This is a genomic window from Streptomyces sp. NBC_01707, from assembly GCF_041438805.1.
Lineage (GTDB): Bacteria > Actinomycetota > Actinomycetes > Streptomycetales > Streptomycetaceae > Streptomyces.
This window is the reverse complement of record NZ_CP109190.1, coordinates 5,483,821-5,496,115: the sequence shown is the minus strand read 5'-3', so window position 1 is coordinate 5,496,115 and position 12,295 is coordinate 5,483,821. Positions and strand designations below refer to the sequence as shown.

Here is a 12,295-nt window from a genome sequence, read left to right as displayed (position 1 = left end):
ACGAACAAGACCTCGGCGGCTCCTGGAAGGAAAAACCCGAAAGTGAAGCTTCAGCGCAAGAACCGGCTTCGTGCCACCGCGCTCGGTGCCCTCGCCGTCTCCAGCGCCCTGGTCCTCACGGCGTGCGGTTCGGACAACAACACCGGCAGCACCACCGGCGGCAGCGGCGAGAAGACGAGCGCCGCGTCCGACGTGAAGTGCGACGACGCCAAGGGTCAGCTGCTCGCATCCGGCTCCAGCGCACAGAAGAACGCCATGGACCTCTGGGTCAAGGACTACATGGCCGGCTGCAAGGGCGTGGAGATCAACTACAAGGCGTCGTCCTCCGGTGAGGGCATCATCGCCTTCAACCAGGGCACCGTCGGCTTCGCCGGCTCCGACTCGGCGCTGAAGCCCGAAGAGGTCGCCGACTCGAAGAAGATCTGCAAGACCGGCCAGGGCATCAACCTCCCGATGGTCGGCGGCCCGATCGCGATCGGCTTCCACCTCGAGGGTGTCGACAGCCTGACGCTGGACGCCCCCACCCTTGCCAAGATCTTCGACGGCAAGATCAAGAAGTGGAACGACACCGCGATCGCCAAGCTCAACGACGGCGTGAAGCTTCCGAACAAGGCGATCCAGGCCTTCCACCGCTCCGAGGACTCCGGCACCACGCAGAACCTCGGCAAGTACCTCGCCGCCACCGCGCCGAGCGACTGGAAGTACGAGCCCGAGAAGAAGTGGCCGGCCCCCGGTGGCCAGGCCGCGTCCGGCTCCGCCGGAGTCGCCGCCCAGGTGAAGCAGGTCGACGGCTCGATCGGTTACTTCGAGCTCTCGTACGCCTCTTCGCAGTCCATCTCCACGGTCGACATCAACACCGGTGGCGCCGCCCCGGTCAAGGCCTCCTCGGAGAACGCCTCCAAGGCCATCGCCGCCGCCAAGATCGCGGGCACCGGCAAGGACCTGGCGCTCGACCTCGACTACACCACCAAGGCCGAGGGTGCCTACCCGATCGTCCTGGTGACGTACGAGGTCGTCTGCGACACGGGCAACAAGGCCGAGACGCTCTCCACGGTCAAGTCCTTCCTCAACTACACCGCCGGTGACGAGGGCCAGAAGCTCCTCACCGACGCCGGTTACGCGCCGATCCCGACCGAGATCAACGCCAAGGTCCGCGAGACCATCGCGTCCCTCTCGTAACCAGAAGCAACACCCGTAACACCAGCTGAATCAGCTCCACAGGCAACACACGGCAGCCGGCCCGGTGCACCCCTCCGGGCCGGCCCGCCGCCCCACCCCATCCGGTGCACCGCCGCCAGGGGAGCGACACCGCTCCCCCACACAGACCGGAAAGACCATGGCTTCCACCACACCGATAGATACGCCACCGGCGCGCCCGGTGCAGCGCAAGCGCGCCAGGCCCAAGGCCCCCGGACGCGCAGGCGACAAAATCTTCCTGGGCCTCTCACGGGGTTCAGGCATTCTGCTGCTCCTGATCATGGCGTCGATCGCCGTGTTCCTTACGTATCGCGCGACCCTCGCCGTCTCCGAGGACCAGGGCAACTTCTTCACCACGCTGGACTGGAACCCGGTCGGCGACAAGCCGGTCTTCGGTATCGCGGTCCTGCTCTTCGGCACAGTCGTCAGCTCGATCATCGCGATGGCCATCGCGGTTCCGATCGCTGTCGGTATCGCCCTCTTCATCTCGCACTACGCGCCGCGCAAGCTGGCCGCGCCCCTCGCGTACGTCGTCGACCTGCTCGCCGCAGTGCCGAGCATCGTGTACGGCATCTGGGGCGCCCTCTTCCTGGTCCCGTACCTGGAGGGCCTGAACCTCTGGCTCGACCAGTTCTTCGGCTGGACGTACGTACTGGACAAGACCGAGGTCGGCGTCGCCCGCTCGCTCTTCACCGTCGGCATCCTGCTCGCGATCATGATCCTGCCGATCGTGACGAGCGTCAGCCGCGAGGTCTTCCTCCAGGTCCCGAGGATGAACGAGGAAGCCGCCCTCGCTCTCGGCGCCACCCGCTGGGAGGTCATCCGCCTCTCGGTGCTGCCCTTCGGCCGCTCCGGCGTGATCTCCGCGTCGATGCTGGGCCTCGGCCGCGCACTCGGCGAGACGATGGCCGTCGCCACGGTCCTGTCCCCGAGCTTCCTCATCTCGGCACATGTGCTGAATCCCGGCGGCGGAACGTTCGCCCAGAACATCGCCGCGAAGTTCGACGAGGCCGACCAGTTCGGGCGTGACGCCCTGATCGCCTCCGGCCTCGTCCTCTTCATCCTCACCCTGCTGGTCAACGGCGCGGCCCGGCTCATCATCGCCCGCCGCAAGGAGTACTCGGGGGCCAACGCATGAGCCAGGCAGCCAACACCGGCATCCAGGAACGTCCCACCCCTACGGCGGCCGCTTCCAGGAACAGCCTCAGCAGCCGGTCGCTCCCCCGCTGGGCCCCGCTCGGCTTCGCCGCCGCAGCGCTCGTGCTCGGCGTCGGTACCGGCGCGGCGGCCGGCTGGCAGAGCCGGATCCAGTGGGGCCTGTTCTCCGCGGTGCTGTTCGTCGTCATCTCGTACGTCACGACGTCGGCCGTCGAGAACCGGCGCCAGGCCAAGGACCGCCTCGCCACCAGCATCGTCTGGGTGTGCTTCCTCCTCGCCGTCGTTCCGCTGGCCTCGCTGGTCTGGACGACCGTCAGCCGCGGCGCGAAGGTCCTGGACGGCTACTTCCTCACCCACTCCATGGCCGGCGTGCTCGGCACGGAGCCGGGTGGCGGTGTCTACCACGCACTGATCGGCACCCTGGAGCAGGTCGGCCTCGCCACCCTGATCTCCGCCCCGATCGGCCTGCTGACCGCCGTCTACCTGGTGGAGTACGGCAAGGGCGCGCTCGCCAAGGCCGTGACGTTCTTCGTCGACGTGATGACCGGCATCCCGTCCATCGTGGCCGGCCTCTTCATCCTGTCGATCATGCTGATGACGCAGCTCCAGCCGTCCGGCCTGATGGGTTCGCTGGCACTCACGATCCTGATGATCCCGGTCGTGGTCCGCTCCACCGAGGAGATGCTCAAGCTCGTCCCGAACGAGCTCCGTGAGGCATCGCTCGCCCTCGGCATCCCGAAGTGGCGCACCATCCTGAAGGTGGTCCTGCCCACCGCGATCGGCGGCATCACCACCGGTGTGATGCTCGCGATCGCCCGGATCGCCGGCGAGACCGCACCGATCATGCTGCTGGTCTTCGGCAGCCAGCTGATCAACCCGAACCCCTTCCAAGGCGCGCAGTCGTCGCTCCCCTTCTACATCTGGGAGCAGTACAAGATCGGCAGCGAGGCGTCGTACGACCGCGCCTGGGCCGCTGCTCTGGTCCTGATCGCCTTCGTCATGATCCTCAATCTGGTGGCCCGCGGCATCGCCCGCTGGAAGGCCCCGAAGACCGGCCGCTGACGCGGCACGAAAGAAGCAGTGATTCAGATGGCCAAGCGCATCGACGTCAGCGGTCTGTCCGCCTATTACGGCTCCCACCTCGCCATCGAGGACATCTCGATGACCGTGGAGCCCCGCTCCGTGACCGCCTTCATCGGCCCGTCCGGCTGCGGCAAGTCCACTTTCCTGCGCACCCTGAACCGGATGCACGAGGTCACCCCCGGTGGCCGCGTCGAGGGCAAGGTGCTGCTGGACGACGAGAACCTGTACGGCTCCCACGTCGACCCGGTCACCGTGCGCCGCACGGTCGGTATGGTCTTCCAGCGCCCGAACCCGTTCCCGACGATGTCGATCTTCGACAATGTCGCAGCAGGCCTGAAGCTGAACGGCTCGTACAAGAAGAGCCGGCTGTCGGACACCGTCGAGAAGTCCCTTCGTGGCGCCAACCTCTGGAACGAGGTCAAGGACCGCCTGAACAAGCCCGGCTCCGGTCTCTCCGGCGGCCAGCAGCAGCGCCTGTGCATCGCCCGCGCGATCGCGGTCGAGCCGGATGTGCTGCTGATGGACGAACCGTGCTCCGCCCTGGACCCGATCTCCACCCTCGCCATCGAGGACCTGATCGGCGAGCTGAAGGAACGCTTCACGATCGTCATCGTGACGCACAACATGCAGCAGGCGGCCCGCGTCTCGGACCGTACGGCGTTCTTCAACCTCGCGGCGGTCGGCAAGCCCGGCAAGCTCGTGGAAATCGACGAGACGGAGCGGATCTTCTCCAACCCGTCGGTCCAGGCGACGGAGGACTACATCTCCGGCCGCTTCGGGTGATCAAGGACAGCCTTGGGGTGCTGCATGGCGGTGCCACCACAAGGCAAAGGGTCCGCCCCCGCTCCTCACATGGGAGCGGGGGCGGACCCAATTCCGGGACGGGTCACCCGACCGGCAGATCGGGGCCACCCGGAAAATCGATCGAGCCGGCCGACGGGCGGATCAAGCCCTCCGCCGGACCGGCCAAGGCCGATCGAGAACTCCTCGGAGGGCGCATCGGGCCCGTCCGGGGATCGAGGACGAAGCGGCCACCGGACCTCTCCGGCGCCCGGCCGCCCCAGCCGTCCTAGCCGAACATCAGCACAACGAGCCCATAGCTGGCCGCAGCCACCAGCGCCGCAGCCGGCATCGTGATGAACCACCCGAGGATGATGTTCTTCGCGACCCCCCACCGCACCGCGTTGACCCGCTTCGTCGCCCCCACACCCATGATCGCCGAGGTGATCACATGCGTCGTGGAGATCGGCGCGTGAAACAGGTACGCCGAGCCGAACATGATCGACGCCCCGGTCGTCTCGGCGGCGAAACCCTGCGGCGGGTCCAGCTCGATGATCTTCCGGCCGAGCGTCCGCATGATCCGCCAGCCACCCGCGTACGTACCCAGCGAGAGCATCAGCGCGCAGACGAGCTTCACCCAGACCGGGATCGGGTCGTTCGGACCCTCGACATCGGCGATGACCAGCGCCATCACCACGATGCCCATCGTCTTCTGCGCGTCCTGCAGACCGTGCCCGAGCGCCATGCCGGCAGCCGAGACCGTCTGCGCGATCCGGAAACCACGCTTGGCCTTGTGGGGGTTGGAATTCCGGAACATCCACATGATCGCGACCATCACCAGATAGCCGACGATCAGACCGACGACGGGCGAGACGAACATCGGGATGACGATCTTGTCGAGCACCCCGTCCCAGTGCACCATCGTTCCGCCGGCCAGCGCCGCACCGACCATGCCACCGAACAGCGCGTGCGAGGACGACGACGGCAGCCCGAAGTACCAGGTCACAAGGTTCCAGATGATCGCGCCGACGAGGGCGGCGAAGAGGATGCCCATCCCCTTCTCCCCCTCGGGCGTCGCGATCAGACCCTCACTGACGGTCTTGGCGACCCCCTGGCCCAGGAAGGCACCTGCGAGGTTCATCACGGCCGCCATCGCCAGGGCCGCCCGCGGGGTCAGTGCCCGGGTGGAGACCGACGTGGCGATGGCGTTCGCCGAGTCGTGGAAGCCGTTCGTATAGGTGAAGCCGAGCGCGACAGCAATGGTCACGACCAGCGCAAAGGTGTCCACGTGGGTCAGGACTCCTTGACCGCGATGGTCTCCACCGTGTTGGCGACGTGCTCGAACGCGTCGGCCGCCTCTTCCAGCACATCCACGATCTGCTTGAGCTTCAGCACCTCTATGGCGTCGTACTTGCCGTTGAAGAGATGGGCGAGCAGCTTCCGGTGGATCTGGTCCGCCTGGTTCTCCAGACGGTTGACCTCGATCCAGTACTCGGTGAGGTTGTCCATCGTCCGCAGACTCGGCATCGCCTCGGCGGTCAGCTCGGCCGCACGCGCCAGTACCTCGATCTGCTGCTCGACACCCTTGGGGAGTTCTTCGACCTGGTACAGCACGACCAGGTCGACGGCCTCCTCCATGAAGTCCATGATGTCGTCGAGCGACGATGCGAGGTTGTAGATGTCCTCGCGGTCGAACGGCGTGATGAATGAGGAGTTCAGCTGGTGGAAGATCGCGTGGGTGGCATCGTCCCCTGCGTGCTCCGCTGCCCGCATACGCTCCGCGATCTCGACTCGGGAGGCAGAGTCCGCCCCGAGCAGTTCCATCAGGAGTTTCGAGCCCGTGACGATGTTGTCCGCGGATGCGGAGAACATGTCGTAGAAGCTCGTCTCCCTGGGGGTCAGACGAAAGCGCACGTGGGGTCCTCGGGATGCTTTGGATTCGGTCAGGCTGATGCTAGGCGCATCATCCGGCCACGGCTAACCGGCATTCTTCAGTGTCGCGCATCGGACACAGTGATCAGCACGGGCCCCCGGTCACGTTTCAGCTGAGTTCGTTAGGATATACCCACCAGGGGTATATAAAACGGCGGGGTAAAGGGAAAACGGGAGGCAGTAATGAGCACCACCGAGGCCGCAGAGGCCACGGGTCCCTCGGAAGCGACGGACCCCACATCGATCGTCACCGACCACGACCGCGGCATACATGGCTACCACCACCAGAAGGCCGAGCACGTCAAACGGCTGCGCCGGATCGAGGGCCAGATCCGCGGCCTGCAGCGGATGGTCGACGAGGACGTCTACTGCATCGACATACTGACCCAGGTCTCGGCGTCCACGAAGGCCCTCCAGTCGTTCGCGCTCCAGCTCCTCGAGGAGCATCTGCGGCACTGCGTCGCCGACGCGGCGGTCAAGGGCGGCGAGGAGATCGACGCGAAGGTCGAGGAAGCCACGAAGGCGATCGCCCGCCTCCTGCGCACCTGAGGTGACCCCACCTGACGTGGGCTTCCGTCACCCCTTCTGCAACGCCCTCCCGACCGGCCCCCTTCGTCCGTCATCCCCGGTGTTCGCTCTGCCGGGGAACGGTGGTGCGTTCCCCGGTGGCAGTCACCTTGACGTTGAGCACTTCGTCGATACGGTCCGCACTGAGCCGTTCCCCGATCGCAGCCGACGCCGCGATCATCAGTTCACCGCACAGCTCGATCTCGGCAAGGGCCACATGGTCGTGATCGGTCCGAGCGCTGAGCGTCACCACGTACGTCACCTCTCACTGCCGTCGCCGACTTCCTAGCGTAGGGAGCGGACCGCGCGCCGCGCATGGCACGGACGGACCATTTCGGCCCCGCCGGATGCCTAGGCGCTCCGTACTCACCGCCCGCGCCGCTACCGCTGCCCCTGTTGGATCTTCCCGGTGTAGATGTCCCGATCGTCCGGAAGCTCTACGGTGACCGGCGCCCCGAACCCGGACAGCAGTGTCGTCGACACCACCTGCACCACCGGGCCGCTGTGCCCCCCGTTGGCGAAACTGAACCGGTGCCGCACCTTCCGCAGCCGCCCCGCCTCGTCCAGATACACATCGAACGGCACCGCGTTCGTGCGGAACCCTCGCGCCGCCGCGGCCAGCGCATCGCGCGATCCCGGCGAGGCGGCCCGCGCCGCCCGCCCGATGTCCGTGATCCCCCGGTAGTGCCGGACCGGCACCCCGGCCAGCTCGCTCCGCCCCACGTACGTCACCTCGCGCGCCCCGCGAAGCAGCTCGGCGGCGGCCATCGGGTCGGTGGCCCCGCCGGTGACCAGATTGCCGTCCTCCAGAGCCGTCGTATCGACCCTGACCCACTTGCTGTCGGGTACTCCCGCGCCACGGTTCTTCATGTACAGCGCGCCGGGAGTGAAGAGCTCGGTGATCGGACGGTGTTCCTCCTCGCCCGCGGCGTCCTTCGGCAGCACGAGCGTGAGCCGGCCGAGCCGCTTGCGGAAGTCGTACGTGCCCCGGCCGGTGATCGTCACCCGCGTCCCGCCGGCCGCGGTCTCCATCGACGTGCGCACCTCGGCGCTGCCGGTGACCTCCCGCCCCCCTGGCTGATTCTCGCCCCTCCCGTCACCTCCGGCGAGCACCTCGGCCGCCCGGTGGACGATGTCGGCGGAGTCGGCCCCGCCTCGTTCGTCCGCGACGGCCCGGCCGCCGACGACACCGCCGCTTCCGCCACCGGCCGAGCATCCGGCGGTCGCCGCCATCACGCCCACCACGGCGAGGGCGCAGACAGCACGCGCCCCGCCTCCGGACCTGTGCTGCTGCACCACCATCGCCTGCCAACCCCCAACGACGTAACTGCTTGCCCGAGCACCCCGCCCACTTCGCATAACGACCACCCGTGTCCCCCGTCACGCCGTGCCCGCAGGGGTCACCGCCGGGTGGCCGTCCCCAGTACCGTGGACGCGTGTATCACCAGCACACCGACGAGGCCCCGCCGACCGCTTCCGGCGCAGCGACCGCACCCTCCGCGCACAGGCCTTTCACCATCGAACGCGGCTCGTTCTGCATCGCCCGCTGCAGCTGCGGCTGGACCGGTCCGGCCCGTCGCTCACGCGACCGGGCCCGCACGGACGCCGAAGAGCACCGCTCCGCCCCCTGATCACCGATCACCCCTCTGATCGCCGATCGCTTCCACGGTCGCCGATCACGTCCCCGGTCGCTGATCACCTTGACCCGCGACGAGGCCATCACCCGGAGGTCCGATGAACCTGCCGAACCGGCGCACCCTGCTCACCGCGGGCGCGGCAACAGCACTCGCCGGCATCACCGCATGCAACAAGGCCAGCTCCGGCTCCGACTCCGGCAGCAGCTCTTCCACCACCACGACCCGCACCCCGTCGAAACCACCCGCCTCATCCGCCTCCGCCCCCCCGAAGGGTCCGGCGAACTGGTCCGCCCTGGCCAAGAGCCTCGACGGCACGCTCGTACGCCCCGGCGACGCCACCTATCCGACGGCCCGCCAGCTCTACAACACCCGGTTCGACAACCTGAAACCCGCGGCGGTCGCCTACGTCCGGCACGAGGCGGACATCCGCGAGTGCCTGGCCTTCGCCCGCCGCAGCGCCACACCCGTCTCCATCCGCAGCGGTGGCCACTCCTACGCGGGCTGGTCGAGCGGCAACGGCCGCCTGGTCATTGACGTCTCGTCACTCTCCCGCGTCGACCGGGACGGCACCATCGGCGCGGGCGCCAAGCTCGCCGACGTCTACTGGGGTCTCGCTCCGCACGGTCTGACGATCCCCGGCGGCTCCTGCCCGACAGTCGGCATCTCCGGCCTGACCCTCGGCGGCGGCCACGGTGTCGCGTCCCGCGCATATGGCCTGACCTGCGACAGCCTCACCGCGGCCACCCTCGTCACGGCCGACGGCAAGACCGTCACCGCCGATGCCAAGCACCATCCGGACCTCTTCTGGGCGCTGCGCGGCGCGGGCAACGGCAACTTCGGTGTGGTCACCGAGCTGAAGTTCCGCACCCGCCCGGCCCCACAGACCGTGATGGCCTACATGTCGTGGCCCTGGTCACGCGCCCAGGCCGTGATCACGGCCTGGCAGGCATGGGGCCCGAGCCAGCCGGACGAGATCTGGTCGTCCGCGCATCTGGCGGCAGGTCCGGGCGGCGGCAGGCCGACGGTGTCGATCGCCGCCTTCAGCCTCGGCACCTACGGCGACCTGCAGAATGCCGTCGACCGCCTCGCCGACCGGATCGGCGCATCGGCCACCTCGGTCTCGCTGCGCCGCCGCAGCTTCCAGGACTCGATGCTCGTGTACGCGGGCTGCTCGACCATCACCGAGGCCCAGTGCCATCTGCCGGGCAAGACACCCGGCCGCACCCCGCAGGGCACACTCCAGCGCGAGACGTACGCCGCCGCGTCCGACTTCTTCGACCACTCCCTGTCCCCGGCAGGTGTTCGCGCCCTGCTCCACCGGGCCGAGGCGTTCACCCGGATCGGCGTGAGCCCCAGCGGTGGCGGCGGATCGATCGCACTGACGGCGCTCGGCGGGGCGATCAACCGGGTCGCCCCGGACTCGACGGCCTTCGTCCACCGCCGCTCCCGGATGCTCGCCCAGTACATCGGCTCCTGGCGCCCCGGGACGGCGGGAACCGCCCAGCAGAACTGGCTGAAAAGCACACACGCGGCGATGCACCCCTACGCGTCAGGAGCGGCGTACCAGAACTACATCGACCCGACGCTGCGCGACTGGCGGCAGGCGTACTACGGCACGGCGGGCAGCCGTCTGACCCGTCTGAAGAAGCAGTACGACCCCGGGCGGCTGTTCACGTTCCCGCAGGCGCTGTGACGCGGGGCGGCGGGCCGCGGAACGAATCCCGGCCCGCCGCCGGGCGTCCCGGTCGACACCTGGCCGATCCGGACGCCCCACATCTACCGTCTACGCGGCCAGATCCTTCTCGCCGACGCCGCCGCCCGACCCCGGGCGCGGCTCGGGGATCCCGAGCGCCCCGCCCCGGCCCTCGGCCGTGGCAGACAGCGGCCGGCGCGACCGCACCAGGCGACCCACCCGTTCCGACCGGGAGACGGCCGTCACCACCGGAGTCAGCAGCGCCATCGCGAGCGGCGCGAGCAGCAGTGCGGTGGCCGTGCCGAGCGCGAATCCGCCGATGACGTCGGTGGGGTAGTGGACCCCCATGTAGATCCGGCAGAACCCTTCCAGCAGCGCGAGGGCGATCGCGGCGAAGCCGAACTTGCGGTTGGCCACGAACAGCCCGACGGCCAGAGCCATCGCCATGGTCGCGTGGTCGCTCACGAAGGAGAAGTCGTCCTTCCCCGACACCAGGACGTCCAGGCCCTGGTGGTCACGGAACGGACGCGGCCGCTCCACGAAGCCCCGGATCGGGATGTTGACGAGCAGTGCGATACCGGCGGCGAGCGGTGCCCAGACGATCCCGGCGACAGCCGTCACCGAGTCCTCGGCCGTGCCGCGCCGGCGAACGCTCCACCAGCACCACACGACCACCAGGACCATGCCGAGCATGATCCCGTACTCACCGACGAACTCCATGACCCGGTCGAACCAGGTCGGAGCGGACTTCGCGAGCCCGTTGATGTCGTAGAGCAGGCTGACGTCGGGGTTCGACCCATCCAGTGCGAGTCCAGCCATCTGCTGCGGCCCCTTGCCTTGTCTGCTGCCGCGGTGCACGCCCGTGTGCACCGCTTATGACGAACCCCCGTGTTCGGTTCGACCACTGCTTCGATCGCCGCTTCGATCCCTGTCGCGATCGCTACTGCGTGATGCGTGTGGCTGTGCCGGTCAGTGCCACATGGTCAGTGCGCATGCTGTCCCAGTCCAGGGAACGACACGCTGCGGGCGTACGTTCCACTCTCCACCGAATGATCACCATGACGTTATCGAAGAGTGACTCATCGTCGCAGCTCAGGGCCCAGGCTTCACGGAGAGTTCCAGCCACGGGCGACCCTGCGTCATACCGTCGGCAGGGCCGTCGGAAGGGCCGCGGCCCCGTCCTTCGTGACGCGTGTCGCACCGAAGTAGTCGGGCGTGTCGATCTTGTCGAACCGGATCACGGCCCCCGTGTACGGCGCATTGATCATGTATCCGCCGCCGACGTACAGCCCGACGTGGTGGATCGCCCGGGAGTTGGTCAGGTCGTCCGAGAAGAACACCAGGTCACCGGGGAGCAGCTCGTCCCGTGACGGGTGCGGCCCGGCGTTGTACTGATCGTTCGCCACGCGCGGCAGCTCGATGTCGACGGTCCGGTACGCCGCCTGCGTCAGCCCGGAACAGTCGAACCGCCCGCCCTGCTCGGCCGTGCCGTTCCCGCCCCACAGGTACTTCGTACCGAGCTTCTTCTGTGCGAAGTAGATCGCCCCGGCCGCCTGCCGCGACGGCTCGACGCGCCCCACCGGCCGGGCGAAGCTCTTCTCCAGGGACCGGATGATCTTGACGTAGTTCTGTGTCTCGGAGATCTGCGGTACGCCGCCCGCCCTGATCACCCGGTACGCACCGGCGTTGTACGCGGCGAGCATGTTGTCGGTCTGATCCCCCGGCACCTTCTTCACGTACCCGGCGAGTTCGCAGTCGTAGCTGGCGGCGGACGGGATCGCGTCGGCCGGATCCCATACGTCCCGGTCCCCGTCGTTGTCCCCGTCTATCCCGTGGCCGGCCCAGGTCCCGGGGATGAACTGCGCGATGCCCTGCGCCGCGGCCGGGCTCTGGGCCCTGGGGTTCCACCCGCTCTCCTGGTAGAGCTGGGCGGCCAGCAGAGCGGGGTTGATGGCCGGGCAGAGATTGCCCCACTTCTGGACGAGCGGCTGGAACTTCGCCGGCACCGCTCCCTTGGCCAGGCCGACGGCCCCGTTGCTGCCGGCGCTGCCGAGGCCGGCGGCGGCGGAGTACGTACCGACGACGAGCAGCGCCACGAAGCACATGGCCAACCCGATGCCGATCCCACCGACCACCCAGAATTTACGCACCCCACAACCATCCCCCATCGGGGCAGGGTTCAAGGGCAGTTTCGCGGGTGTGTGCGAGTTGTCCGAATCACCACGGTCACGGGTGCCGCCGGTGCCAC

At 68.3% G+C, this 12,295-nt stretch carries 13 protein-coding genes; 7 read left to right on the top strand and 6 right to left on the bottom strand.

Features of this window, described 5'->3' with window-relative positions; all coding sequences use genetic code 11:
• The first annotated feature begins 42 nt into the window (after positions 1-42).
• The 4 genes from pstS (at position 43) to pstB (ending at position 4,221) form a co-directional block, all read left to right on the top strand.
• Positions 43-1,179 carry a phosphate ABC transporter substrate-binding protein PstS gene (gene pstS / locus OG963_RS24735; protein WP_093778020.1) on the top strand — a complete coding sequence of 379 codons (1,137 nt, stop codon included), beginning with the start codon at positions 43-45 and terminating at the stop codon, positions 1,177-1,179.
• 157 nt (positions 1,180-1,336) lie between these two features.
• Positions 1,337-2,335: a phosphate ABC transporter permease subunit PstC gene (gene pstC / locus OG963_RS24730; RefSeq protein ID WP_030924988.1), complete on the top strand. Its 999-nt coding sequence runs from the start codon at positions 1,337-1,339 to the stop codon at positions 2,333-2,335.
• A complete protein-coding gene (pstA, locus tag OG963_RS24725) occupies positions 2,332-3,417 on the top strand; it encodes a phosphate ABC transporter permease PstA (protein ID WP_093778022.1) in 1,086 nt (361 codons plus the stop codon). The genes pstC and pstA overlap by 4 nt, the downstream gene beginning before the upstream one ends.
• Positions 3,418-3,444: 27 nt before the next feature.
• The gene (gene pstB / locus OG963_RS24720; RefSeq protein WP_030924985.1) at positions 3,445-4,221 is read left to right on the top strand and encodes a phosphate ABC transporter ATP-binding protein PstB; all 777 of its coding nucleotides are present in this window, start codon (positions 3,445-3,447) and stop codon (positions 4,219-4,221) included.
• A 286-nt stretch (positions 4,222-4,507) separates the two neighbouring features.
• Here pstB and OG963_RS24715 read toward each other — a convergent pair whose 3' ends face one another.
• Both OG963_RS24715 and OG963_RS24710 read right to left on the bottom strand, forming a co-directional pair.
• Entirely contained in the window at positions 4,508-5,506 is a 999-nt protein-coding gene (locus OG963_RS24715) for an inorganic phosphate transporter (protein ID WP_030924981.1), read from the bottom strand.
• A gap of 5 nt (positions 5,507-5,511) precedes the next feature.
• Entirely contained in the window at positions 5,512-6,132 is a 621-nt protein-coding gene (locus OG963_RS24710) for a DUF47 domain-containing protein (protein WP_030924980.1), read from the bottom strand.
• Positions 6,133-6,333: 201 nt separating this feature from the next.
• On the opposite strand from OG963_RS24710, the gene OG963_RS24705 reads away from it, so the two are divergent.
• Positions 6,334-6,699 carry a metal-sensitive transcriptional regulator gene (locus tag OG963_RS24705; RefSeq protein WP_030924978.1) on the top strand — a complete coding sequence of 122 codons (366 nt, stop codon included), beginning with the start codon at positions 6,334-6,336 and terminating at the stop codon, positions 6,697-6,699.
• Positions 6,700-6,769: 70 nt separating this feature from the next.
• On the opposite strand, the gene OG963_RS24700 is transcribed toward OG963_RS24705, so the two are convergent.
• Both OG963_RS24700 and OG963_RS24695 read right to left on the bottom strand, forming a co-directional pair.
• On the bottom strand, positions 6,770-6,970 hold the full coding sequence (locus tag OG963_RS24700; RefSeq protein ID WP_093778098.1) for a hypothetical protein: 201 nt from the start codon (positions 6,968-6,970) through the stop codon (positions 6,770-6,772).
• 128 nt (positions 6,971-7,098) lie between these two features.
• Positions 7,099-8,019 carry a hypothetical protein gene (locus tag OG963_RS24695; RefSeq protein WP_093931293.1) on the bottom strand — a complete coding sequence of 307 codons (921 nt, stop codon included), beginning with the start codon at positions 8,017-8,019 and terminating at the stop codon, positions 7,099-7,101.
• 134 nt (positions 8,020-8,153) lie between these two features.
• On the opposite strand from OG963_RS24695, the gene OG963_RS24690 reads away from it, so the two are divergent.
• Together OG963_RS24690 and OG963_RS24685 are read left to right on the top strand one after the other, a co-directional pair.
• Complete coding sequence (locus OG963_RS24690) at positions 8,154-8,348, top strand: hypothetical protein (RefSeq protein WP_030924973.1); 195 nt, start codon at positions 8,154-8,156, stop codon at positions 8,346-8,348.
• A 103-nt stretch (positions 8,349-8,451) separates the two neighbouring features.
• The gene (locus OG963_RS24685; RefSeq protein ID WP_093778026.1) at positions 8,452-10,047 is read left to right on the top strand and encodes an FAD-binding oxidoreductase; all 1,596 of its coding nucleotides are present in this window, start codon (positions 8,452-8,454) and stop codon (positions 10,045-10,047) included.
• A gap of 90 nt (positions 10,048-10,137) precedes the next feature.
• Here the strand turns inward: OG963_RS24685 and OG963_RS24680 are convergent, their stop codons facing one another.
• Positions 10,138-10,866 carry a phosphatase PAP2 family protein gene (locus OG963_RS24680; RefSeq protein ID WP_030924968.1) on the bottom strand — a complete coding sequence of 243 codons (729 nt, stop codon included), beginning with the start codon at positions 10,864-10,866 and terminating at the stop codon, positions 10,138-10,140.
• A 320-nt stretch (positions 10,867-11,186) separates the two neighbouring features.
• Positions 11,187-12,197 (bottom strand): bifunctional lytic transglycosylase/C40 family peptidase, encoded by a 1,011-nt coding sequence (locus OG963_RS24675; protein WP_093778028.1) that lies wholly within the window; start codon positions 12,195-12,197, stop codon positions 11,187-11,189.
• Positions 12,198-12,295 lie beyond the last annotated feature (98 nt).